This is a genomic window from Cellulomonas sp. P24, from assembly GCF_024704385.1.
Taxonomy (GTDB): domain Bacteria; phylum Actinomycetota; class Actinomycetes; order Actinomycetales; family Cellulomonadaceae; genus JAJDFX01.
In genome coordinates this window covers 2,663,296-2,686,632 of sequence record NZ_JAJDFX010000002.1, presented here as the reverse complement: position 1 = coordinate 2,686,632, position 23,337 = coordinate 2,663,296, and the positions used below count along the sequence as shown (strand labels likewise).

At 73.0% G+C, this 23,337-nt stretch carries 19 protein-coding genes and 1 pseudogene; 11 read left to right on the top strand and 9 right to left on the bottom strand.

The genetic code is table 11. The features are described from left to right. The first annotated feature begins 143 nt into the window (after positions 1 to 143). A complete protein-coding gene (locus tag LJB74_RS12510; RefSeq protein WP_259308845.1) occupies positions 144 to 956 on the top strand; it encodes an HAD family phosphatase in 813 nt (270 codons plus the stop codon). A gap of 386 nt (positions 957 to 1,342) precedes the next feature. Here LJB74_RS12510 and LJB74_RS12505 read toward each other — a convergent pair whose 3' ends face one another. Next, complete coding sequence (locus tag LJB74_RS12505) at positions 1,343 to 2,179, bottom strand: Fic family protein (RefSeq protein WP_259308844.1); 837 nt, start codon at positions 2,177 to 2,179, stop codon at positions 1,343 to 1,345. 103 nt (positions 2,180 to 2,282) lie between these two features. On the opposite strand from LJB74_RS12505, the gene LJB74_RS12500 reads away from it, so the two are divergent. Beyond that, positions 2,283 to 3,686 carry an NAD-dependent malic enzyme gene (locus LJB74_RS12500; protein WP_259308843.1) on the top strand — a complete coding sequence of 468 codons (1,404 nt, stop codon included), beginning with the start codon at positions 2,283 to 2,285 and terminating at the stop codon, positions 3,684 to 3,686. A gap of 107 nt (positions 3,687 to 3,793) precedes the next feature. Next, the gene (locus LJB74_RS12495) at positions 3,794 to 4,996 is read left to right on the top strand and encodes an EAL and HDOD domain-containing protein (RefSeq protein WP_259308842.1); all 1,203 of its coding nucleotides are present in this window, start codon (positions 3,794 to 3,796) and stop codon (positions 4,994 to 4,996) included. Between the two features lie 57 nt (positions 4,997 to 5,053). Here the strand turns inward: LJB74_RS12495 and LJB74_RS12490 are convergent, their stop codons facing one another. Further along, positions 5,054 to 6,136, bottom strand: a complete 1,083-nt coding sequence (locus LJB74_RS12490) for an NADH:flavin oxidoreductase/NADH oxidase (protein ID WP_259308841.1) — start codon at positions 6,134 to 6,136, stop codon at positions 5,054 to 5,056. A 449-nt stretch (positions 6,137 to 6,585) separates the two neighbouring features. Here LJB74_RS12490 and LJB74_RS12485 point away from each other — a divergent pair, with 449 nt between their 5' ends. The 4 genes from LJB74_RS12485 (at position 6,586) to acs (ending at position 11,452) form a co-directional block, all read left to right on the top strand. Next, on the top strand, positions 6,586 to 7,209 hold the full coding sequence (locus LJB74_RS12485; RefSeq protein ID WP_259308840.1) for a sulfurtransferase: 624 nt from the start codon (positions 6,586 to 6,588) through the stop codon (positions 7,207 to 7,209). 174 nt (positions 7,210 to 7,383) lie between these two features. Next, a complete protein-coding gene (locus LJB74_RS12480; protein WP_396125163.1) occupies positions 7,384 to 8,244 on the top strand; it encodes a formate/nitrite transporter family protein in 861 nt (286 codons plus the stop codon). A 117-nt stretch (positions 8,245 to 8,361) separates the two neighbouring features. Next, positions 8,362 to 9,336, top strand: coding sequence for a hypothetical protein (locus LJB74_RS12475; protein WP_259308838.1), 975 nt, complete (start codon positions 8,362 to 8,364; stop codon positions 9,334 to 9,336). Positions 9,337 to 9,469: 133 nt separating this feature from the next. Beyond that, positions 9,470 to 11,452 (top strand): acetate--CoA ligase, encoded by a 1,983-nt coding sequence (acs, locus tag LJB74_RS12470; protein ID WP_259308837.1) that lies wholly within the window; start codon positions 9,470 to 9,472, stop codon positions 11,450 to 11,452. 91 nt (positions 11,453 to 11,543) lie between these two features. Here acs and LJB74_RS12465 read toward each other — a convergent pair whose 3' ends face one another. From LJB74_RS12465 to LJB74_RS12440, 6 genes are all read right to left on the bottom strand, one after another. After that, on the bottom strand, positions 11,544 to 12,341 hold the full coding sequence (locus LJB74_RS12465; protein ID WP_259308836.1) for a hypothetical protein: 798 nt from the start codon (positions 12,339 to 12,341) through the stop codon (positions 11,544 to 11,546). Beyond that, positions 12,338 to 14,080 carry a bifunctional lysylphosphatidylglycerol flippase/synthetase MprF gene (locus tag LJB74_RS12460; RefSeq protein ID WP_259308835.1) on the bottom strand — a complete coding sequence of 581 codons (1,743 nt, stop codon included), beginning with the start codon at positions 14,078 to 14,080 and terminating at the stop codon, positions 12,338 to 12,340. Before LJB74_RS12460 ends, LJB74_RS12465 begins: the two co-directional genes overlap by 4 nt. Positions 14,081 to 14,110: 30 nt before the next feature. After that, complete coding sequence (locus LJB74_RS12455; RefSeq protein WP_259308834.1) at positions 14,111 to 14,695, bottom strand: TetR/AcrR family transcriptional regulator; 585 nt, start codon at positions 14,693 to 14,695, stop codon at positions 14,111 to 14,113. A 24-nt stretch (positions 14,696 to 14,719) separates the two neighbouring features. Further along, positions 14,720 to 15,415, bottom strand: coding sequence for an ABC transporter ATP-binding protein (locus tag LJB74_RS12450; protein WP_259308833.1), 696 nt, complete (start codon positions 15,413 to 15,415; stop codon positions 14,720 to 14,722). Beyond that, a complete protein-coding gene (locus tag LJB74_RS12445) occupies positions 15,412 to 16,545 on the bottom strand; it encodes an FtsX-like permease family protein (RefSeq protein ID WP_259308832.1) in 1,134 nt (377 codons plus the stop codon). The genes LJB74_RS12450 and LJB74_RS12445 overlap by 4 nt, the downstream gene beginning before the upstream one ends. Before the next feature lie 138 nt (positions 16,546 to 16,683). Next, on the bottom strand, positions 16,684 to 17,781 hold the full coding sequence (locus LJB74_RS12440) for an NAD(P)/FAD-dependent oxidoreductase (protein ID WP_259308831.1): 1,098 nt from the start codon (positions 17,779 to 17,781) through the stop codon (positions 16,684 to 16,686). 230 nt (positions 17,782 to 18,011) lie between these two features. Between LJB74_RS12440 and LJB74_RS20875 the strand changes: the two are divergent. From LJB74_RS20875 to LJB74_RS12420, 4 genes and pseudogenes are all read left to right on the top strand, one after another. Then, positions 18,012 to 18,137 (top strand): annotated as a pseudogene (locus LJB74_RS20875) (hypothetical protein); the annotation flags it as partial. Positions 18,138 to 18,331: 194 nt separating this feature from the next. Next, on the top strand, positions 18,332 to 18,874 hold the full coding sequence (gene mshD / locus LJB74_RS12430; protein ID WP_259308829.1) for a mycothiol synthase: 543 nt from the start codon (positions 18,332 to 18,334) through the stop codon (positions 18,872 to 18,874). Continuing rightward, a complete protein-coding gene (locus LJB74_RS12425) occupies positions 18,871 to 21,117 on the top strand; it encodes an RNA degradosome polyphosphate kinase (protein ID WP_259308828.1) in 2,247 nt (748 codons plus the stop codon). Before mshD ends, LJB74_RS12425 begins: the two co-directional genes overlap by 4 nt. Then, a complete protein-coding gene (locus tag LJB74_RS12420) occupies positions 21,114 to 22,097 on the top strand; it encodes an NUDIX hydrolase (RefSeq protein WP_259308827.1) in 984 nt (327 codons plus the stop codon). The genes LJB74_RS12425 and LJB74_RS12420 overlap by 4 nt, the downstream gene beginning before the upstream one ends. Before the next feature lie 235 nt (positions 22,098 to 22,332). Here LJB74_RS12420 and LJB74_RS12415 read toward each other — a convergent pair whose 3' ends face one another. Then, positions 22,333 to 23,337, bottom strand: a complete 1,005-nt coding sequence (locus LJB74_RS12415) for an inorganic phosphate transporter (RefSeq protein WP_259308826.1) — start codon at positions 23,335 to 23,337, stop codon at positions 22,333 to 22,335.

The following is a 23,337-nucleotide window of genomic DNA, read 5'->3' as shown; positions in this document are numbered from 1 at the left end:
GTGTGGTCTTCTCGCGCAGCGGATCGCACAGCGGATCGCGCAGTGCACGCGCCGTGCATACGCCGTGCACGCGCCGCCGTGCACGGGCCACCGCGCACGTCGTGGTTAGGCTCGGCACATTCGACACCGTCCCAGGAGGCCCGGTGAGCAGCAGCACGGTTCGACGCCCGACGGCGGCCGCGTTCTTCGACCTCGACAAGACGATCATCGCGACGTCGTCGGCAGCCGCGTTCTCCCGGCCGTTCTTCGCGGGCGGGCTCATCTCTCGCCGCGACGTGCTCCGCACCGCCTACGCGCAGTTCCTGTACCTGGTCGGCGGCGCCGATGCCGACCAGACCGAGCGGATGAGAGCCCACCTGTCGTCGATGGTCACCGGGTGGGACGTCGCCCAGGTCTCGTCGATCGTCGCCGAGACCCTGCACCAGTACATCGACCCCGTCGTGTACGCCGAGGCCGTGACGCTCATCGAGGACCACCACGCCGCGGGCCACGACGTCGTCATCGTGTCGGCCTCGGGCGGGGAGGTCGTCGCCCCGATCGCCGCGATGCTCGGCGCCGACCACGTGATCGCGACCCGCATGGCGGTCGAGGACGGGCGGTACACCGGCGAGATCGACTTCTACGCCTACGGGGAGCAGAAGGCCGAGGCCGTCCGGACGATCGCCGCCGAGCGCGGCTACGACCTCGGCGCGAGCTACGCGTACTCGGACTCGATCACCGATGTGCCGATGCTCTCGGCCGTCGGCCACGGCTTCGCGGTCAACCCCGACCGTGGGCTTCGCCGCGCGGCCGCCGAGAACGGGTGGACCGTCCTCACCTTCACCCGACCGGTCTCGCTGCGCACCAGGCTCCGCCCCACGGCGCCGGTCCTCACGGTCGGCACCGCCACGGTGCTCGCGCTGGCCGCTGTGGTCGTCTGGCGGCTCACACGGCGGTACCGGCAGCGTCTGGCCTGACGACTCTGAGGACCCGAGGACCCGACCGCCAGGCGCAGGCGCGCGGGCCGGCCGCGCCTGACCGGCACGGCACACCAGCCGGTCGCGTTTCGCATGAGAGGACCTTCACGCGACGACACGCGTCTGGCTCTTTCCTTTCGATCGCAATCGGAGTACCAAGGAGTCACAACTGAATGTGTCGAGGGAACCCACGCGCGAACGGTCCACGCATAGGACCTGTCGACCGGGCTCGTCCCGTCGCGACAGCGCAGGTGCACGCCTGATACCCCTCGACCCTTCGTCAGAACAACGGCGTCCACCCGGGCGCCGTTGTTCTGCGCCGCCCGGGCCACCGCACCGGCCGAGGCGACAGCGCCGCCACGCCGACCGGGGCGACAGCGCCCTCGTCAGCCGAACCGCCCCGCCCGCACCGCGTCCGCGACCGACGTCGCCCGCACCGCACCGGCCCCGACCGCACCGGCGCAGGCCCGGAGCCAGGTGGCCACACCGTCCGGTGACCCGGTCGCGAACTGCGCCGCGGCGGCCAGGTACGGATGCGGGGCCGAGGACCACTCCTCATCCGCGACCGCGCACCCCGTCGGGTCGAGCCCGCCGCGCGTGAGCAGCAACCGGAACAGCGCACGTGCGACCGTGCCGTTCCCGGCGACGAACGGGCGCAGCATCATCAGCTCCCCGTGCGCGACGGCGGCGATCACGAGGGCCGGGGCCAGGGATCCGTCGACGGTCCTGCCGAGCAGGTCCAGCCGGGCGGCCACGTCGGACGCCGCCGGCGCCGCCCCGAGACCGTGGAGGTCCTCGGGGGCGCCACGGGACCGGAGGCGCCCGACCGCGTCCGGGTCGAGCCACCCGGCGGTGGCGGCGCGGTGAAGCGTCGCCAGGAGCTGCGGGAACGGAGGCAGCGGCGGCGCGGACCTGGCCCCGAGGTCCGGCATCAGCGTCTCGACGACCACGTGCGCCCGCAGCGTCCCGCGCACGAGCGCCTCGGCACCGCCCGACGGTGCGGCACCGACGGCCAGCTCGCGCACGCGGTCCAGCTGGACCTGCGCCCCCTCGAGCCGCGCGCTCGCCCCGGCCGCGCGGATCCCCGACTCGGCGCGAACCTCGCGCCAGCGCCTGCGGAACGCCTCGTGCCAGCGCAGCTGCTCGCACGCGGACCGGGCGTCGTCGACGGCGGCACGCACCCCGGGAAGATCCGCGAGCGCGAGGAGCGGGTCGACGGTCACCCGGCCGAGCGTACGGTGCGTCGGGCGATCCGCTCGACGGGTCGCGCAGCACGCCGGAGCCGCATGGTCGGGACTTCCGGCTCTGGTGCATGACAATGGGCGCATGCCCTCTGCGCCGAGCGTGTCGTCGTCGATCACTGTCCGCATGCAGGTCGAGGCCCGGCCCACCGCCGTGTCGGAGCTCACGACCTCGATCGAGCAGAGCGGAGGGATCGTCACCGCGCTCGACGTCACGGCCTCCGGCCACGAGCGGATCACGGTCGACCTCACCTGCGCGACCCGCGGCGAGGACCACGCGAACGAGATCGTCGCCGGGCTCCGCACGCTTCCCGGCGTCGTCGTCGACCGCGTCAGCGACCGCACGTTCCTCCTGCACCTCGGCGGCAAGCTGTCGATCGAGTCGAAGGTGCCGTTGCGCAACCGCGACGACCTCTCGATGGTCTACACGCCCGGCGTCGCGCGGGTCTGCGAGGCCATCGCCGCCCGCCCGGAGGACGCCCGCCGGCTCACCATCAAGCGGAACACGATCGCCGTCGTCACCGACGGCACCGCCGTGCTGGGCCTCGGCGACCTCGGCCCGCTGGCCGCGCTGCCGGTCATGGAGGGCAAGGCCGTGCTCTTCAAGCGCTTCGCCGACATCGACGCCTTCCCGATCGCGCTCGACACGACCGACGTCGACCAGATCGTCGAGACCGTCTGCGCGATCGCGCCGGTCTTCGCCGGGATCAACCTCGAGGACATCTCCGCACCGCGCTGCTTCGAGATCGAGAGGCGGCTGCGCGAGCGTCTCGACATCCCGGTGTTCCACGACGACCAGCACGGCACCGCGATCGTCGCCCTCGCCGCCCTGACCAACGCGCTCAAGGTCGTCGACAAGGCCCTCCCGGACGTCCGGATCGTGATGTCCGGCGCCGGCGCCGCGGGAACCGCCGTCCTGACCCTGCTGCTCGCGGCCGGTGCGACGGACGTCGTCGTCGCGGACATCGACGGCGTGATCTACCCCGGCCGTCCGGGACTCACGGACCAGCTCGCACGCACCGCCGCCATCACGAACCCGCGCGGCGTCACGGGGACCCTCCGCGAGGCGCTCGCGGACGCCGACGTGTTCATCGGCGTCTCCGCACCGGACATCCTCACCGGGGACGACGTCGCCACGATGGCCGACCGGTCGATCGTCTTCGCGATGGCGAACCCCCGGCCGGAGGTCGACCCCGTGGACGCGGCGAAGCATGCCGCCGTCGTCGGCACCGGCCGGAGCGACTTCGCGAACCAGATCAACAACGTCCTCGCGTTCCCCGGCGTCTTCCGCGGGCTGCTCAACGCGCAGTCGAACACGATCACCGACGCGATGCTGCTCGCAGCCGCCCAGGCACTCGCCTCCGTGGTCTCCGACGACCAGCTGAACCCGACCTACATCGTGCCGAGCGTGTTCAACCCCGAGGTGACGACCGTCGTCGCCGCCGCGGTGGAGCGGGTCGCACGCGCGCAGGTCGCCGTCGCGCCGTAAGCACGGCTGGACGCGACCGGACACATCGACGGCCTGCAGATCCGTCCACCGGGGGAGGCGCGACCGACGCCACCTGCGGAGGACACCGAGGTCACCAGGGGAGCCTCATGGCACTGCGCTACGTGGCACGACAGCCGATCTTCGACCGGACGCTCACAGTCGTCGGGTACGAGCTGCTCCACCGCACGCGACCGAGCGGCCCGGCGGAGATCGCCGATGACGACCTCGCGACGCTCAGCGTCCTCTACGGCGCGCTCGTCGACCTCGGTCTCGAGTCCACCGTCCAGCACACGCGCGCGTGGATCAACGTGACCCCGACGCTGCTCGCCGGCGGTCAGCACCGCCTCATCGGCCCGGACCGGGTCGTGCTCGAGGTCCTCGAGAGCACCGTCCCGTCCCCTGAGGTGACGCGGATCCTGACGGCCGTGCGGGACGAGGGGTATGCGGTGGCCCTCGACGACTTCGTGCTGGACGGGCCGCACGACGCCCTGCTGGATCAGGTCGACGTCGTCAAGCTCGACCTACCGTCGATCCCGGCCGGCAGGCTGGGCGCGCACGTCGCGGCGGTCCGACGCCCGGGTCTGACCGTCCTGGTCGAGAAGGTCGAGACGGCCGAGCAGCTCGCCGAGGCACTGACCGCCGGGGCCGACCTGTTCCAGGGGTACTTCTTCGCGCGGCCGCAGATCCTCTCCAGCCGGACGGTCCCCGCCGGGCTGCACGCCGTCCTCGCGCTCCTCGCCCGGCTCAACGACCCGGACGCCGAGCTCGCCGACCTCACCGCGCTGGTCGGGACCGACGTCGTTCTCGCCCAGAAGGTGCTGCAGTCGGTCAACTCGGGCTTCGCGGCGCTCCAGCACCGGGTGAGCTCGCTGCACCAGGCCGTCGTCCTCCTCGGGGCCGAGCGGCTGCGCCAGCTCGTCATGCTGCTGGTCCTCGCGGATGCCACCGGCAAGCCGCCCGAGCTGAGCCGGCAGGCGCTCGTCCGCGCGGAGATGACGGCCGAGCTCGTCGCGGCCGGTGGCGGCGTCGGCCGCGCAGACCGCGAGGCCGCGTTCACCATCGGGTTGATGTCGACCCTCGACGCGTTCACCGACCTGCCGCTCGCCGACGTCGCCGCGCGGCTGTCCCTCGACGACCGCCTCTACGACGCGCTGGTGCACCACGCCGGACCGCTCGGGCACGCGCTCGCGACCACGCTGGCCTACGAGACCGGCGTCGACGACGACGCCCATGACGACGCCACCGTCGAGGCGTACCTCACGGCCGTGCGGCTCGCCGACGCACGCTGGGAGGCGCTCGCCTCGGCCTGACCGTGCTCGTCCGGTCGCGCCCCGTGCCCGGCCGCCCGGATGTCGCGAGGGTCGCGGTCACCCCAGGGCGGCGCGCGCGTACTGCGGCTGCCAGCCGGCCTCCGCCACCGGCACCCCGAGCTCGCGCGCGGCACGCAGCGGCCACCCGGGCTCGCGGAGTGCGACGCGTGCGAGCATGACGGCGTCGGCGGCCCCGTCGACGAGCACGGCCTCGGCCTGCTCGGGCGTCGTGATCAGCCCGACCGCCGACACCGGGAGCCCGGCCCCCTCGCGCACCGCACGCGCCAGGGGCACCTGGTACCCCGGCGCGAGCGGGATGTCCGCGGGGACGTTCCCGCCGCTCGAGACGTCGACGAGGTCGACGCCGTGCTCACGCAGCACACCGGCGACGGCGACCGTCTCCTCGGTCGTGAGCCCTCCGTCGACCCAGTCGGTCGCCGACACGCGGACGAGGACGGGCCGATCCTCCGGCCAGGCGGCACGGACGGCGTCCACGGTCTCCACGAGGAGCCGCGCACGGTTCTCGAGGGGACCGCCGTACGCGTCGGTGCGGGTGTTCGACAACGGCGAGAGGAACTGGTGCAGCAGGTAGCCGTGAGCCGCGTGCACCTCGACGACGTCGAAGCCCGCCTGCTCGGCGCGACGTGCGGCTGCGGCGAACGCCCGCGGGACGTCGGTGATCTGCGCGGGAGTGAGCTCGGCAGGGACGTCGTAGCCCGCGAACGCGACGGGGGACGGGCCGACGGGCGTCCAGCCGCCCACCGGGGTGCCGTCGGCGCGGAGCGTCCCGTGCCGGCCGTCCCACGGGCGGTGGGTCGACGCCTTGCGTCCGGCGTGCGCGAGCTGGACGCCGATCAGCGCCCCGCGCTCGTGCACGAACTCCACGATCCGTGACCAGGCCTGCGTCTGCTCGTCGGTCCAGAGGCCGACGTCGTACGGGGTGATCCGACCCTCGGGCACCACGGCCGTGGCCTCGGTGAGCAGCAGCCCGAAGCCGCCGATCGCGTGCGAACCGAGGTGGACCAGGTGCCAGTCGTTCGGCATGCCGTCGATCGCGGAGTACTGGCACATCGGTGCGAGCCAGACCCTGTTCGGGATGGTCGTACCGCGCAGGGTCAAGGGTTCGAAGAGTCGGCTCACGCACGTTCCGAACCGCGTCGCTCCCTCCCTCATTCCCACCCTTTCCCCTGACGTCGAGTGGAGCGATGTGCGAGGGACACGCGGGCGTGTCCCTCGCACATCGCTCCACTCGACGTCCCGGGGTGGCGGCGCGGCGAGGGAGCGGGAAACGGCGACGCGTTGCCGTCTCGTCATGCGGTACGAATCTTCTCGATTGATGGACCGCGTCGTTATCGTGGCGCGATGGACGTCCCTCCTTTCATCCGGTTCGACGCAATCGGGCAGCTCCCCGGGCGCACCGTCCTTGCCGACGTGCGGTGGTACCTCGACGGACGCTCCGGTCAGGCGGCGTACCGGGACGGCCATCTGCCCGGCGCGGCCTTCGTCGATCTGGACCGCTGGCTCACGGGCGCCTCCACGCCGGAGGGCGGTCGCCACCCGTTGCCTCCCCGGACGTCTTCAGCGAGGGCATGGCCGCGCTCGGCATCGGGGACACCGACACGGTGGTGGCCTACGACGACGCCGGTGGGGTGATCGCCGCCCGACTGGTGTGGATGCTTCGGGCGACGGGCCGCCGTGCGGCGGTCCTCGACGGTGGCCTGTCCGCCCACCCGGGGGACCTGACGACCGAGGAGCCGCACGTCGCACGCGGGGACTTCTCCGTCCGCCCCTGGCCCCCGGAGCACCTGGCCGAGCTGAGCGACCTGGACGCGAGCACGTCGCTGGTCGTGGACGCACGCGACCGAGAACGCTTCGAGGGACGTGTCGGCCAGGCGGACCTGCGCGCCGGGCACGTCCCCGGCGCCGTCAACGTCCCGTGCCAGGCCACCGTGGCTCCGGACGGCCGACTCCTGCCGCCCGACCACGTCCGAGCCCGCTTCGCCGACGCCGGGGTGCGCTCCGCGCAGGACGTCGTGGCCTACTGCGGCTCGGGCATCGGGGCCTGTCACGTGCTGCTCTCCCTCGAGCACCTCGGCCTGGGCCGGGGACGGCTCTTCGTCGGTGGCTGGTCCGCCTACGGCGCCAACCCGCAGCTTCCTGTGGAGACCGGCGCAGCACACCCCGTCGCCACGCAGCACCATCCCCCCGCGTAGCCACCCCTCCCACGAGCACCCGCCCCACCCCGGTCAAGTGGAGCGATGTGCGCGGACACGCCCGCGTGTCTCGCGCACATCGCTCCACTTGACCGGGTGGGTGGTGAGGGTCACACGGGGGGCCCGTCGGGCGCCGCCCTTGGTCCCACGGGGGTCGGTCGGGCGCACGCCACCATGGGCCACGTGCTGACACTCCCCGAGACGATGACCTCGCAGGTGGCGACCGCCCAGAAGAAGGCCGGCTCCACCTCACGCCCGATCCCCTACCTCGTCCAGGCGATGCTCGCCGGGTCCTTCATCGGTATCGCGGTGGTGCTCATGGTCAGCGCCGCCGGTCCGCTCGAGGCCGCCGGGTCGGCATGGACCAAGCTCGTCTCCGGTCTCGTCTTCGGTGTCGCCCTCACGCTCGTCGTCGCCGCCGGTGGCGAGCTCGCGACCTCCAACATGATGACGCTCACGCAGGGTGCGCTCGGCCGCTCGATCTCCTGGGGCCGCGCAGGCGGGACGCTCGGCTTCTCGTTCGTCGGGAACATGCTCGGCGCCTTCGTCTTCGCCGCGATGGTCCACGCCAGCGGCGTCGTGGCACCGGGCAGCCCCGCCGGGAGGATGATCGCGTCGATGCTCGAGCACAAGGCCGCCGAGAGCGTGAGCCAGCTGTTCTGGCGCGGGGTCCTCTGCAACATGCTCGTGTGCCTGGCGATCTGGGCCGCAGCCCGGCTGACGAGCGAGGGCGCGAAGCTCGCCGTCATCTTCTGGTGCCTGCTCGCGTTCATCACCTCGGGGTTCGAGCACGTCGTCGCGAACATGACGACCTTCGGGCTCGGCCTCATCGGGGGGCTCCCGCAGACGAGCTGGGCGCAGTTCGGCCGGAACATGTTCGTGGTCGGCACCGGCAACCTGGTCGGCGGCGCGATCTTCGTCGGGGTGGCGTTCGCCGTCGCCTCCGGCTGGTTCAGCAGCACCCCCGCCGCCGTCGCCGCGATCCCCGTGACGGACGACCTGGACGACGCCGCGGTCCCCGCCCCCGTCGCCTGAGGTCGACGGCCGGCGTGTCGACGTGCGCGCATCGACACCGTCAGGGCTCTACGGTGGGGTGAGCGGCCGCGCTTCGACCGTGGCGGCTGCCCTGCACCGCCCACCAGAGGAGCCACGATGAGCACCGACGACCTGGCAGTCCCCGGCCCCGGCGACCCGACTCCCGAGACCTCCGCGGCACCGCCGACCACGTCGACCCCGGCCGACGCGACGCCGGGTGAGGCACCCGAGGTCGCAGCACCGCCTGTCGCCACACCACCCGTCACCGCGCCGCCCGTCGCCGCACCTCCGCGCGCGACGCCCGTCGTCACCCCGCCGGGCGCCACCCTCGGAGCCGAGGCGCGCGCCGCGCGAGCCGCTCACCTGGCCGAGCGCGCCCACCCGACTCCCCCGGCGCCGCTCGCGCCCGGCGCGGTCCCTCCTCCGCCGCCCGACGCCGCGCTGGACCCCGCCGACGCCCCGCGGCACCACGTGGTGGTCGGCGTGACCGGCGCCGGGCCGGCACCCGCCGCTGCGCCCGCAGCCGGACCGGCTCCTGCGACCGACACACCCCCGACGCTCCCGGACGCGGCCGAGCCGGAGGCCGACGTCTTCCCCGCCGCGGAGCCCCCGCGCCGCGCCGGCATCGGCGCACACCTGCTCGGCATCCTCGTCGGGCTGGTCGCCGGACCCGTCGCCGTGCTCGTGGCCGGACTGGGGGAGTCTCGGATCGTCCTCGCCTACACACCCCCGCAGACCGCCTGGATCGACGCGCTCGGCACGACCCTCGTGGCCCTCGGCGCTCTCCTGCTGATCGTCGTCGTGCTCCTCGGGCTGTGGACGGCAACCGTGCCGATCACGGCCGGGGCAGTCGTCACGACGGCGGGCCTGACCTTCCTCATCATCCCGGAACGGGCGTACACGGAGGTCTTGCGCCTGTTCCGGACGGACGCGAACGCACTGACGGTGGGGCAGCTCGACCTGCAGGGGGTCAGCGGCGTCGTCCTGCTCCTCGGGGTGCTGCTGCTCGCTGCGGGCATCGCGATCGCGGTCGCGCGTCGGGGCGGGCGGCGGTACGGCCGGCTCCTTGCGGCGGCCACACCACCCGCCTGATCCGGGCCCACCCGGCGAATCCGGTCCCGTATCCGGGACCGGGCACCCCCGACGCGCGGCTAGAGTGAGGCAAGGACCTTCGTCCTACACGTGTCACCCCATTCGCATCGCCGTCGCTGCGCCGGAGGTATCTGTGACCGAGGAGTCGTCCCGCGACCTGGAGAACCTGCTCACGGAGGAGCGGCGTTTCCCGCCGTCCGCCGAGTTCGCGGCCCAGGCCAATGTTCAAGCCGATGTGTATGCCCGGGCGTCCGCCGACCGCCTGGGCTTCTGGGCCGAGCAGGCCCGGAACCTGGTGTCCTGGTCGACGCCGTTCACCGAGGTCCTGGACTGGTCGAAGGCACCAGTCGCCCGGTGGTTCGGCGACGGCCGGCTCAACGCCTGCTACAACGCCGTCGACCGCCACGTCGAGGCCGGTCTCGGCGACCGCGTCGCGATCCACTTCGAGGGGGAACCGGGCGACACCCGCACCCTGACGTACGCCGAGCTCCAGCGAGAGGTCTCCCGCGCGGCCAACGCGCTGGTCGCCCTCGGGGTCCGGACCGGTGACCGCGTCGCGATCTACCTGCCGATGATCCCGGAGGCCGTCATCGCGATGCTGGCGTGCGCGCGCATCGGTGCGCCGCACTCGGTCGTCTTCGGTGGGTTCTCGGCGGAGGCGCTCAACTCCCGGATCGTCGACGCGCAGGCCACCACGGTGATCACCGCCGACGGCGGGTACCGCCGGGGCGCACCGAGCGCGCTCAAGCCCGCGGTCGACGAGGCGCTCACCAAGGAGGCCGGCTCGATCGTCCAGAAGGTGCTCGTCGTGCGCCGGACCGGGCAGGACGTCGCGTGGCAGGACGGACGCGACGTCTGGTGGCACGAGGCCCTCGAGGCCGCGAGCGACCAGCACGCGCCCGTGGTCGTCGAGGCCGAGCACCCGCTGTTCATCCTCTACACGTCCGGGACGACGGGGAAGCCGAAGGGCATCTTCCACACGACCGGCGGCTACCTGACGCAGGCCGCGTTCACGCACCTCAACGTCTTCGACCTCAAGCCCGAGACCGACGTGTACTGGTGCACGGCCGACGTCGGCTGGATCACCGGGCACTCGTACATCGTGTACGGACCCCTGGTCAACGGCGCGACCCAGGTCATCTACGAGGGCACCCCCGACACCCCGCACCGCGGCCGCTGGTGGGAGATCATCGCCAAGTACGGCGTCTCGATCCTCTACACGGCACCGACGGCGATCCGCACCTGCATGAAGTGGGGCGAGGAGTACCCCGCGGCGCACGACCTCTCGTCGCTGCGGATCCTCGGCAGCGTCGGGGAGTCGATCAACCCCGAGGCCTGGATCTGGTACCGGCGCGTGATCGGCGGCGACCGCACGCCGATCGTCGACACGTGGTGGCAGACGGAGACGGGCGCGATGATGATCAGCCCGCTCCCCGGTGTCACGACGGCCAAGCCCGGCTCGGCCCAGAAGGCGCTGCCCGGCATCGGTGCCGACGTGGTCGACGACGAGGCCCACTCGGTCCCCGACGGCCACGGCGGCTACCTCGTGCTCACCGAGCCCTGGCCGTCGATGCTTCGCGGCATCTGGGGTGACCCCCAGCGCTTCCAGGACACGTACTGGTCGCGGTTCCCGGGCCTGTACTTCGCGGGCGACGGCGCCAAGAAGGACGACGACGGCGACATCTGGCTGCTGGGCCGTGTCGACGACGTCATGAACGTGTCGGGGCACCGGTTGTCGACCACGGAGATCGAGTCGGCGCTGGTCTCGCACCCGTCCGTCGCCGAGGCCGCCGTCGTCGGTGCGGCGGACGAGATGACCGGGCAGGCCGTCGTGGCGTTCGTGATCCTCCGAGCGACCGCGACCGCTGAAGGGAAGTCCGCCGAGGACGTCTCGACCGAGCTCCGCGCGCACGTCGCCAAGGAGATCGGCCCGATCGCGAAGCCCCGCACGATCCTCGTCGTCGCGGAGCTGCCCAAGACCCGCTCGGGCAAGATCATGCGCCGGTTGCTGCGGGACGTCGCCGAGAACCGGGCAGTGGGCGACGCGACGACGCTCGCCGACTCCTCGGTGATGGACCTCATCGCCGCCGGCCTCCGGGCACCGAGCGACGGGTGACCAGCGCCTGCGGGTGAGCACGCGCGACGCGTGAGCCCCCGTCGGCACGCGAAGGACGACGACGGCCTGACGGCACCTCGTGAGGGTGCGGTCAGGCCGTCGCTCGTTGCCCCGGGCTCCCGGCGAGCACGACGCAGCCGGTCAGTGCGACGACGATCGCCCCGACGGCGGGTCCCGCCCAGCCGGCACGGACGGTGTCGCCGAGCACCGCGAGCCCGACCGCGCCGGGCACCACGACCTCGACGACCGAGATCAGGGCCATCGCAGGTCCGACCGCACCCGTCTCGAGCGCGCGGACGAACGCGAGTGCGCCCACCACGCCGAACAGGACGATCGCGACCGCGAGCGGCTGGAGCAGGACCTGCCACCCGGTCGTGCCACCGTGCGCACCGCGGGCGGCCAGTGCGGCCCCCGAGTACCCGAGCCCCCCGAGGGTCGCGAGCAGGACGGCGCCGCCGCCCCGGTGGGCCACCGCGACCGCGACGGCCAGCGCGACCGCCACCGCGAGGACGACCGGGGTGAAACCGCTCGGCGGGGCGGTCGCCGGCTGCTCCCCTGCGGCGACCGCGAGCACGGCGAGGGCGAGGACGACGGCGCCGACCGCGGCCCGGTCCACGACGCGCAGCCGGGTGCCCAGCACCATCCGCGCGAGCACGACCGTCACGACGAGCGATCCGGCGAGCAGGCTCTGCACCGCGAACAGCGGCAGGCTGCGGAGCGCGACCAGCGACAGCAGCCAGCCGAGCAGGTCCAGCACGAGGCCCGCCACGTAGAGCGGCTGTCGCACCACCCGCAGGCCGTGCGCACGCCGGGTCGCCGCGGCCTGCAGCACGGATCCCGAGCCGTACGCGACGGCCGCCACGATGGCCGCGACCAGGCCGAGGGTCACGTCGTGCGACCGAGGAAGCGCCCGACGACGGGCAGCTCGGTGACCCCCTCGGCGTCGACGAGGACGAGGCCCTGGGCGGCGGCGAACTCGACGGAGTCCATGACGATGTACCGCGGGACCCAGATCGGGTCGTACTTGGCGTTGAACCGCCACAGCGACACGATCTGCATGCGGTCGGAGAGCCGGTGGAGCGCGGCACGCGACGCGCGGGCGAGCGGCGACATGTCGTCCCCGGCGACGACCCCGCGCAGGACGGCGAAGTTCAGGCTGAGGCTGCGACCGCCCGTGGCCGCGACGTGCCGGATCGTCTCGATGATCGCGAAGTCCGTGAGCCCGTTCGGCAGGTCCGCACCGTGGTGGTGGCGCATCACGTCGAGGGACCACCCGTTCACCGCGGTCGCCGGCGCCCACTGGAGGAAGGCCTGCGGCACCCCGGCGCCGTCGCGCACGACCGTCACCATGATCTCGACGTCGGCCGGGTCGAGGATCCGCGAGAGGGTCATCGAGAACCCGCGCTCCACCTCGCCGCGCCTGCTGGACACCGCGATCTGCTCGAGGACCGTGCGGGTGTCCTGGTCGAGGTGCGCGATATCGACGAACTCGGCGGTGAAGCCGGCACGCTGCACGCGTCCGTACGCGCCGCGCAGGCTCTTGCGCGCGCGGCCCTCGAGGCTGAACGCCGGGCAGTCCACGACGGCCTCGTCCCCGAGGTACACCGAGCGCAGCCCGGTGGCCTCGTAGATCGGGAGCCAGTCCTCGGCAGCCCCGACCACCGCGACGGACCACCCGTTGCGCTCGACATAGCCCATGAAGTCCGCCCAGACCTCCTCGCGCTCGGCCTCGGGGCCGATCGGGTCGGGGGAGACCAGGCACACCCCGCGGCGGACCGAGTGGGCGACCATGGAGTGCTCGGAGAAGAACCAGTCCTTGTCGTCCCGCAGGGCGAAGTAGTCGAGGGTGCGGCCGGGGTTCGCCGCGAGGAGGGCGCGCGCGCGTTCACGCTCGGCGAGGTGCGCGGCGCCGGTGAGGTGCCGGCCGGCACGGGGCGACATCAGCACCCACAGCACCGTCCAGACGAGACCGATGCCGGTGGCGACGAGCATCGGGGTGACGAACCTCCCGACCCCGGGCAGCGGGAGGGTCGACCCGCCGCTCAGCCGGTCGGCGACCGCACGCAGCGACTCGCCGACCTTCGGGTGGTGCCGGCGGTCGAGGGTGTACGTGAGCACGGTCCCGACCAGCAGCGCACTCACCCCTCCCCCGAGGCCGACGATCACCGTGGTCCGTACCGCCGCGCGGGTCGGCAGCACCGGGAACGCGTCACGGTGGCGCAGGAGCCAGGCCGCCATCCCCGCGGTGAGCAGGGCCTCCTCGAGGTCGAGGCCCTTGATCACGTGCAGGACGGCGGTGAGGACGAGGAGCACCATGGTCGCGCCCCAGGCGAGCTGCTGTCCGCGGCGCAGCCCCCGTGCCGTGAGCACGAGCGCGAAGGAGCCGAGGACGAGCGTCGTCGCCGCGACCCGGGCGACGTGGAACGGCAGGAAGTCGAGCAGGGCGACGAGCCGGTCGCGGAGCGGCGGCGAGACGGCCGAGACGATGCCGATGAGGCCGATGGCCGCGACGCCCCACGCGGAGATGGTGCGCACCCGGTCGCGGCGTCGCCAGCTCTCGGGTGCGGCCGAGCCGGCCGTCGCCACCCGTCTCGTGGCCTCCTGGTGAGGTCGCTGCACCGATGTCACGCGGAGCACTGTGTCACGTCGGGCGCCGGTTCACCCGCGAACCGGGGAACGCAGGTACGGCGCGAGGAGCTCCGTCACGCGGCGTCGCACCTCGACCACGTCGGTACCGGCCTCGATCATCCGCGAGCCGGTCATGACGAGAGCGTTGACGAGGTCCGCGGTGGCCTCCGGGTCGACGGCGCCGTGCGCCCGGAGCGCCTCGACGACCGGGGTGCGGAGCTGGTCGTGCATGATCCGGCTGCGCTCGAGGATCACGTCCCCCGGGGCCGCCGCGGTGAGGGCGCGGGCGACGGCGTGCTCACCGTCGGCGACGAGCTGCAGGTTCTCCTCCACGTACGCCAGGACCTGTTCGCCGGGGTTGCCCGCGCCGTCCATGGCCGCGGTGATGCGGTGCGACCACCGGGGGAACGTGTCCTCGACGACGGCGGCCAGCAGGTCCTGACGCGACCGGAAGTACTGGTAGACGCTCGGCCGGGCGAGCTCCGCCCTCGCCGCGATCGCGGCGAGGGACGGGACGTCGCCCGTCTCGGCGAGGATCGCCCGGGCGGCGTCGAGGAGCACCCGCCGCTGAGCCGCGCGGTGCTCGACGACCGTGGCTGCCTTGATCCGCGGCACGACCCCTCCCCGATGTCGACTGTCTCAGTCGTCCTGCGGAGACAGTCTCCCATCCACCATCTCCACGACGCGGTCGCAGTGGTGCAGCACGTCGTGGTCGTGGGTGACCATGACGGTCGCGACGCCCGCGTGGGCGGTCTCCCGGGCGAGCAGCGCGACGACCTCCTGGCTCCGGGCCCGGTCGAGAGCGGCGGTCGGCTCGTCGACGAGCAGGAGTGTCGGGGAGGTCATGAGCGCACGGGCGATGCCGACACGCTGACGCTCGCCGCCGGAGAGCTCGTGCGGGCGTCGTCGGGCCTTCTCCGCCATGCCGACCTCGGCGAGCAGCTCCAGCGGGTCGCGGCTGCCCAGGCCGCGGCCGGCGATGTCGACCGCGAGGCGCAGCTGGTCCACCGCCGTGAGCGCCGGGATCAGGTTGCCCGACTGGAACACGAACCCGATGCGCGAGCGGCGGAACCTCGCCTTCGCGGACCGGCCGAGCGTGCCGATCGGGATGCCGTCGACCATGACGTCGCCCTCGTCGGGCGTCGTGAGGGCACCGGCGACGGCGAGGAGGCTGGACTTGCCCGCTCCGGAGGGGCCGACGACGGCGACCAGCTCGCCGGGTCGGACGCGGAGGTCGACGGCGTCGAGCGCGGTGACGATGCTGTCGCCGTCGCCGAGTCGCAGGGTGACCCCGCTGAGCGTGAGGCCGGCGGCGGCCTCGGTGGTAGCGGTCATCGTTGGCCTCCGAGGGCGGCGAGCGGGTCGATGCGGGTGACGCGGACGACAGCGGCGGTGGCGCCGACCATCCCGAGCACGACGAGCAGGGCGGCGCCGAGCGTGATGTCGGGTGCCGCGAGGGCGAACGGCATGCTCGTGCCGCTGAGCAGACCACCTCCGGCGACGCCGATACCGACGCCGACGAGGGTCGAGGCGAGGAGGACCACGAACGCCTGCGAGAGCCCGTCGCGCAGCAGGTAGCGGGTCGAGGCACCCATCGCGCGCATGACCGCGAGCTCGTGGCTGCGCTGGATGGTCCACACCGTGAAGAACGCTCCGACGACCAGGGCGGAGATCGCGTAGAGGAACACCTGGATGAGGTCCAGCGTCGACGTCTCGGCGGTGTACCCGGGCGAGGCGGCGAACGACGCGTCCCGCGTCATGCTCGTGGTCCCGGCGGCGGCGTCGCCGGCGGCGAGGTCGATCGTGCGCCCGGGGGAGGCGCGCAACGCGACGGCGGTCGCCTCCTGGTAGGCCTGGGGCCGGGCGGTGTCGCCCGGTCCGGCGCCGGCGTGCACCTGCTGCCAGGTCCGGAGCGGTACGTAGGCGACGTCGACGTGGCCGAAGGTGTGCTGGTTCGGCAGCACCCCGATCACGGTGAGCCTGGTCCCGATGCGGTCGAGGGTGACGACGTCCCCGATCGCCAGGCCCGCGGCCTTCAGGGTCGAGCTGATGACGATGCCGTCGGCCGTGGTGCCGAGCGCGGCGCCGGTGGCGACCTTCGGGGCGAGGAACGAGTCGGGCTCGACACCGAACAGGGCGAGGTCGACGGGGAGGCCGGCGTTCGTCTTGCCGTTGACGAGCTGGTTCCCGAACGGTGCCGCGTCGGCGACGCCGGGTCGCGTGCGCCAGGCGGTCACCTGCGACAGGTCGATGATGCTGCGGGAGAACGCCGAGTCGGTCTTGGTGCCACCGGCGAACGCGAACGCCGTGACGGGGAGCCGCTGCAGTCCGGAGACGCCGTCGTTCACGAGACCGGTGGACAACCCGCTGAGCAGGACGACCAGGACGGCGATCAGGGCCACGACACCTCCCATCAGGGTGAATCGTGAGCGCGCGAAGCGGAGCTCGCGCCAGGCCAGGAACATGGGGGGTCCTCTCGTCTGCGCCGCTTTCCGACGCACTGTCGGTAAAGATACCAACAGCATGTCCGAAAGTCACCTCACCCCAGGATCCAGGCGGTCGGCGGCCCACCAGGCGTCGGCCCACCGCCCGGCGGGCCGACGTCACAGACCGAGCAGCCGCCGCAGGTTCCGCACGGCCTCGCGACCGGCCCGGTTCGCACCGATCGTCGACGCGCTCGGTCCGTACCCCACGAGCTGGATGCGCGGGTCCGCCGCCACCTCGGTGCCCCTCATCACGATCCCGCCGCCGGGCGCACGCAGGTGCAGGGGCGCGAGATGGTCGAGCGCGGGCCGGAACCCCGTCGCCCACAGGATCACGTCCGCCGGCACGTGCTCGTCCCCCGTCGGCACCCGGCCCGTGAGCCACTCCACGCCGTCGGGCACGATCCGGTCGAACATCGGTCGCGCGACCAGGACCCCCGCCTCGATGCCGGCCTGGTACTCCGGCGTCAACGGCAGACCCGTCTCCGCCACGACGCTGAGCGGGACCAGGCCGGCCCGGGTCCGGGCATCCACCCGTGCCACGACGTCCCGCCCCCACTCGGGGTCGAACGGCCGGCGCGTCCACTGCGGTGGCCGACGCGTGACCCACGTCGTCGTCGCGACCTCCGCGATCTGCAGCAGGAGCTGGACGCCGGACGTGCCGGCACCCACCACGACCACGTGCGCGCCCGCGAGCTCGGCAGCGGACCGGAAGTCGTGCGTGTGCAGCTGCCGGCCCCGGAACGACTGCTGCCCCGGGTAGGCCGGCCAGAACGGCTTCTGCCACGTCCCGGTCGCGTTGACCACGGCACGCGTGAGCCACTCGCCGTCATCCGTCTCGACCGCGAGCAGGCCGTCGCGACCACCCAGGTCCCGCACCGACCGGACCCGCACCGGACGGCGCACCTCGAGACCGAACAGCTCCTCGTGCTCGGCGAAGTACCGAGCGACCCCGACCGACGCCGGCTCGTCCGGGTCCCCCACGAGGCGCGGGAGCCCCGGCAGGTCGTGGATCGCATGCGCGTGCGCCATCGTCAGGCTCGGCCACCGGTGCTGCCACGCGCCACCCGGGCCCGGGCTGTCGTCGAGCACCACGAACCGACCGGTCGCGGTCGGCGTCCCCGGCGGTCGCAGACCCACCCGCTGCAGGTGATAGCCGGTGGACAGGCCCGCCTGACCGGCTCCGATGACGACGACGTCGACCCGGCGCAGCTCCATGGCTCAGCGTACGTCCGGGGCGGGCAGCTCACGGGCGTGGGACGGGCCGTCGCAGGAGATGATCAGAGCATGCCCACGCCCCTCCGCCTGCGCGGACCGCTCCCCCGACGACCGTCGAGGCGATCCGCGCGCTCGCGGACGACGCGACCCGGCACGACGGCGTCGCCCCGCTCTCCGAGCAGCCGCTGCTCTGGCTGACCGACCCGCGGGCGCTTGTCGCGCACCTGCTCGTGAGCGAGACGGGCGCGGATCCCACGGCGGCGCACCGCACGACGACCGGCGACCTGCTGCTCGGCTACGCGCAGGTGGACCTCGCCGTCCCCGGCACGGCGTCGGCCGAGCTCGTGGTGGCCCCGGCGGCCCGCGGTCGCGGGATCGGCTCGGCGCTGCTCGGCGCGGTGCTGCGTGAAGGCGACCCGGAGCCGGTGCCGACCGGGCTCGCCCCCGGCACCGCACCGTCCCGACGCGCGGTCCACGTCTGGGCGCACGGCGACCTCCCGGCCGCTCGTCACCTCGCCGCTGCGTCGGGCCTCGCCGTGATCCGCGAGCTGTGGCAGATGCGGCTCGACCTGACCGCCGGTGCACACGCCGAGCCACCACTCCCCCCGGGGTCACGATCCGTGCGTTCGTCCCCGGCGCGGACGAGGACGCGTGGTGCCGGGTCAACGCGCGCGCGTTCGCGTCGCACCCCGAGCAAGGACGGCTGACCCCCGCCGACGTCGACGCACGCGAGCACGAGCCGTGGTTCGACCCGGCGGGCTTCCTGCTCGCGGAGCGCGACGGGGTCCTCGTCGGATCGGCGTGGACCAAGGTGCACCCGGCAGGCGAGCTCGACGCCGGGCCCGTCGGCGAGCTGTACGCCCTCGGCATCGACCCGGATGCCCAGGGACAGGGCCTCGGCGCCGCCCTCACGGGACTCGCCCTCACGCACCTGCGGGCCCGTGGGCTGCGCAGCGTCGTGCTCTACACCGAGGCCGACAACACCCCCGCGGTCCGGACATACCGCCGCGCAGGCTTCACGCGGTCAGCCGTCGACGTGATGTACGGGTCGTCCGCCACCGGTGCGCCGCCAGGTGACACCATGGGCGAATGACCACCGCATCGTCGTCGAGGCCCCCGCTTGCCCGGGAGCTCGCCCAGCGCATCGCCGAGCACATCGCCGCCGAGGAGCAGGACCCGTCGTTCGACGCGGCCGCCGAGGCGAACGAGCCCCTTCCCGAGAACCGGTTCCTCGACCGTGAGCTGAGCTGGTTGGCGTTCAACCAGCGCGTGCTCGAGCTCGCGGAGGACGGCACCCAGCCGCTGCTCGAACGGCTGCGGTACCTGGCGATCTTCGCGTCGAACCTGGACGAGTTCTTCATGGTGCGTGTCGCCGGCCTCAAGCGCCGGATCGCGACAGGTCTGGCCGTCACGTCCGCGTCGGGCCGCAGCCCGCGTCAGGTGCTCGAGGCGATCAGCGAGCGAGCGCACGAGCTCACGGTGCGGCACGCCGCGGTGTTCTCGGACCAGGTGCAACCCGGCCTCGCCGCCGAGGGGATCACCCTCGTGCGGTGGGACGACCTCGGCCCCGAGGAGCAGGAGCGCCTGCACAAGTACTTCCGTCGGCGCATCTTCCCCGTGCTCACCCCGTTGGCGGTCGACCCGGCGCACCCGTTCCCGTACATCTCCGGGCTCTCGCTCAACCTGGCCGTCGTCGTGATGAACCCGGCCACGGGCAAGGAGCACTTCGCCCGGGTCAAGGTGCCGCCGCTGCTGCCCCGGTTCATCGCCGTCGACGCGAGCGGCCGCCCGAGCGAGCCCGAGCGCGGCGCCCCGTCCCTCGACGCCGGCCCGATGTCGTTCGTCCCCCTCGAGGACGTCATCTCCGAGCACCTCGACCACCTCTTCCCCGGGATGGACGTCCTCGAGCACCACACGTTCCGGGTCACCCGCAACGAGGACGTCGAGGTCGAGGAGGACGACGCCGAGAACCTCCTGCAGGCGATGGAGAAGGAGCTGCTCCGGCGCCGGTTCGGACCCCCGGTGCGGCTCGAGCTCGCCGCCGGGATCACCCCGCGCACGCGTGAGCTCCTCGTGCGTGAGCTCGGTGTCGCGGACGAGGAGGTCTACGAGGTCCCGGCCCCGCTCGACCTCACCGGTCTGAACCTCATCGCCGACCTCGACCGGCCGAGCCTGCAGTACCCCCGGTTCGTCCCGACCACCCACCGTCAGCTCGCCGAGGTCGAGTCCGCGACTCCGACCGACGTGTTCGCGGCGATCCGCACCCGGGACATCCTGCTGCACCACCCGTACGACTCGTTCTCGACCTCGGTGCAGACGTTCCTGCAGCAGGCTGCCGCGGACCCGCAGGTGCTGGCGATCAAGCAGACCCTGTACCGCACCTCGGGCGACTCACCCGTCGTCGACGCCCTGATCGACGCCGCGGAGGCCGGCAAGCAGGTGCTCGCCCTCGTCGAGATCAAGGCCCGCTTCGACGAGCAGGCCAACATCACCTGGGCACGCAAGCTCGAGCAGGCCGGCGTGCACGTCGTGTACGGCATCGTCGGGCTCAAGACGCACTGCAAGCTCTCGCTCGTGGTCCGCCAGGAGCCCGACGGGCTGCGCCGCTACTGCCACATCGGGACCGGCAACTACAACCCGAAGACCGCGCGCCTGTACACGGACCTGGGCCTCCTGACGGCCGACCCCGAGGTCGGCCAGGACCTCACGCGGCTGTTCAACCAGCTCAGCGGGTACGCGCCGAAGTCGCGCTTCCACCGGCTGCTCGTGGCGCCGCGGTCGGTGCGGACCGGTCTGATCGAGCGGATCGACCGCGAGGCCGCCGCCGCCCGTGCCGGCCTGCCGTCCGGCATCAAGATCAAGGTGAACTCGATGGTCGACGAGGACACCATGGACGCGCTGTACCGCGCCTCCCAGGCCGGGGTGCCGATCGACCTGCTCGTGCGCGGGATCTGCGCGTTGCGCCCCGGCGTCCCGGGTCTGAGCGAGACGATCCGGGTGCGGTCGATCCTGGGTCGCTTCCTCGAGCACTCACGCGTCTTCGCGTTCGCGAACGGGATCTCGGACGCCGGCGCCGAGGTCTACATCGGCTCGGCCGACCTCATGCACCGCAACCTGGACCGCCGGGTCGAGGCGCTGGTCCGGATCTCCGACCCGGACCAGGTGGCCGAGCTGGTCGAGCTGCTGGACGAGTCGATGGACGACGGGACGTCGAGCTGGCGGCTGCACGAGGACGGCAGCTGGGAACGTCATCACCTGGGTCCGGACGGGCCGCTCAAGGACCTTCAGTCGACGCTGATCCAGCGGCAGCGGCGTCGGTTGGGCATGAGCCGGTGAGCACGCCGAGCTCGGGGCAACCCGGTCCTGTCGAGGCGGCGGGGGCCGTCGTCTGGCGCGAGCACAAGGGAACGGTCCAGGTCGCCCTGGTGCACCGCCCCCGCTACCGCGACTGGTCGTGGCCCAAGGGGAAGCTCGACCCCGGCGAGTCGACACCGCAGGCCGCCGCCCGGGAGATCGCCGAGGAGACCGGTCACCCGGTGGTGCTCGGCGTCCCGCTGCCCGGGCTCGAGTACGTGATCGCCGACGGCCGCACGAAGCGGGTGCACTACTGGGCGGCGCGCGTCGGCGGCAAGCGGGACGTGGCACCGCTGCGCGCGCGTCCGACGGTGCCGCGTGCGACGCTCGACGAGATCGACGACGTCCGCTGGGTCTCGATCGACGATGCCCGGCGGGAGCTGACCCGCCCTGAGGACCGTGGTCCCCTCGAGGCGCTCGTCTCGCACCTCGAGAAGGGTCGGCTGCACACTCGGGCCCTCGTGATCGCACGCCACGCGAGCGCCCGGAAGCGCTCCGGCTGGGACGGGGACGAGCACGACCGGCCGCTGACGCCGAGCGGTCAGGTGCAGGCCCGTGCGCTGGTCCCGGTGCTGTCGGCCTTCGGGGTGCGCGCGGTCATCACGAGCCAGTGGGCCCGCTGCGCCATGACGATCGCCCCGTACGCGCTCGCGGCGGACATCGAGCCGCACTCGTCGACGTTCCTCACCGAGGCGGACCACGAGAGGTCGCCCGGGCGGGTCGCGGCGGAGGTGCGCCACGCCCTGGAGCGGCGGGACGACGTGGTGCTGTGCACGCACCGTCCGGTGCTGCCGACGGTTCTCGACGTGCTCGGCGAGCACTCGCGCCGGTCGGTCGCGAGCTCGCTGCCGATCTCGGACCCGTTCCTCCAGCCGGGCGAGGTGCTCATCGCCCACGTCACCTCGACGTCCAAGGGGCCACGGGTCGTGGCCGTCGAGACCCACCTCCCACCCGTCGAGTAACCCCGCCTCCCCCTCGCCGTCCCCGTCCCCGTCCCCGTCCCCGTCCCCGTCCCCGTCCCCGTCCCCTCGCCCCGTCAAGTGGAGCGATGTGCGACGACACGCCCGCGTGTCGGTCGCACATCGCTCCACTTGACGGGGCGCTTCGGTCGACGGAGCGTTGCGGTCGACCGGTCGACCGGTCGACCGGTCGACGGGGTGGCGGGGGTGGCGGGTGGCGGGTGGCGCGCGGGAGGGGTCAGCCGAGGAGGGGGTTCAGGATGACGTACATCAGGGCGGCCACGAGTGCGGCGGCCGGGATCGTCAGGACCCACGCGGCGGCGATGTTCTTCGCGACACCCCAGCGCACCGCCGACAGCCGCTTGGTGGCGCCGACGCCCATGATCGCGGACGTGATCGTGTGGGTGGTCGAGATCGGAGCATGGATGGGCGAGAACGCCGCGGTGTAGAGCACCGCGGCCGAGACCGCCTCGGCGACGAACCCGCGCGCGGGGTCGAGCTCGATGATCCGCCGCCCGAGGGTCCGCATGATCCGCCAGCCGCCCGAGTACGTCCCGAGGGAGATCGCGGACGCCGCAGCGAGCTTGACCCACAGCGGGATCACCGTGCCGGAGTAGTGCCCCCCGGCGACGAGGGCGAGCACGATCACGCCCATCGTCTTCTGCGCGTCCTGCAGCCCGTGTCCCAGGGACATCGCTGCGGCCGACGCGGTCTGCGCGATCCGGAACCGGCGGGTGGTCTTCGTCGGCGACGAGCGACGGAACAGCCACAGCACGCCGACCATCACGAGGAACGCCAGGCCGAACCCGACGATCGGCGACACGACCATCGGGAGGACGACCTTGTCGAGGATCTTCTGCCAGTACACGTGGATGCCGGACGCGACCCCGACGCCGGTGAGACCACCGATCAACGCGTGGGTCGACGACGACGGCAGCCCGAGCCGCCACGTGATGAGGTTCCAGACGATCGCGCCGACGAGGGCGCACAGCACGAGGACGAGCCCCTGGTGGGCGGAGGCGTCGGTGATGTCGACGATGTCCTGCGCGATGGTCTGCGCGACCGCGGTGCCGAGCAGCGCCCCGACCAGGTTGAACGAGGCCGCCATGAGGAGCGCGACCCGCGGGGTCAGCGCCCGGGTCGAGACCGAGGTCGCGATCGCGTTCGCCGCGTCGTGGAACCCGTTGGTGAAGTCGAACCCGAGCGCGATGACGACGACGAGGACGACGAGAGCCATCTCCAC

What these genes read in the sequence shown, in the direction of transcription:
- LJB74_RS12500 (WP_259308843.1), top strand. Translation starts at nt 2,283, where the DNA reads ATGCCCTCTGCGCCGAGCGTGTCGTCGTCGATCACTGTCCGCATGCAG.
- LJB74_RS12495 (WP_259308842.1), top strand. Translation starts at nt 3,794, where the DNA reads ATGGCACTGCGCTACGTGGCACGACAGCCGATCTTCGACCGGACGCTC.
- LJB74_RS12485 (WP_259308840.1), top strand. Translation starts at nt 6,586, where the DNA reads ATGGCCGCGCTCGGCATCGGGGACACCGACACGGTGGTGGCCTACGAC.
- LJB74_RS12480 (WP_396125163.1), top strand. Translation starts at nt 7,384, where the DNA reads ATGGGCCACGTGCTGACACTCCCCGAGACGATGACCTCGCAGGTGGCG.
- LJB74_RS12475 (WP_259308838.1), top strand. Translation starts at nt 8,362, where the DNA reads ATGAGCACCGACGACCTGGCAGTCCCCGGCCCCGGCGACCCGACTCCC.
- LJB74_RS12450 (WP_259308833.1), bottom strand. Translation starts at nt 15,415, where the DNA reads ATGACCGCTACCACCGAGGCCGCCGCCGGCCTCACGCTCAGCGGGGTC.
- LJB74_RS12445 (WP_259308832.1), bottom strand. Translation starts at nt 16,545, where the DNA reads ATGTTCCTGGCCTGGCGCGAGCTCCGCTTCGCGCGCTCACGATTCACC.
- LJB74_RS12440 (WP_259308831.1), bottom strand. Translation starts at nt 17,781, where the DNA reads ATGGAGCTGCGCCGGGTCGACGTCGTCGTCATCGGAGCCGGTCAGGCG.
- LJB74_RS12425 (WP_259308828.1), top strand. Translation starts at nt 18,871, where the DNA reads ATGACCACCGCATCGTCGTCGAGGCCCCCGCTTGCCCGGGAGCTCGCC.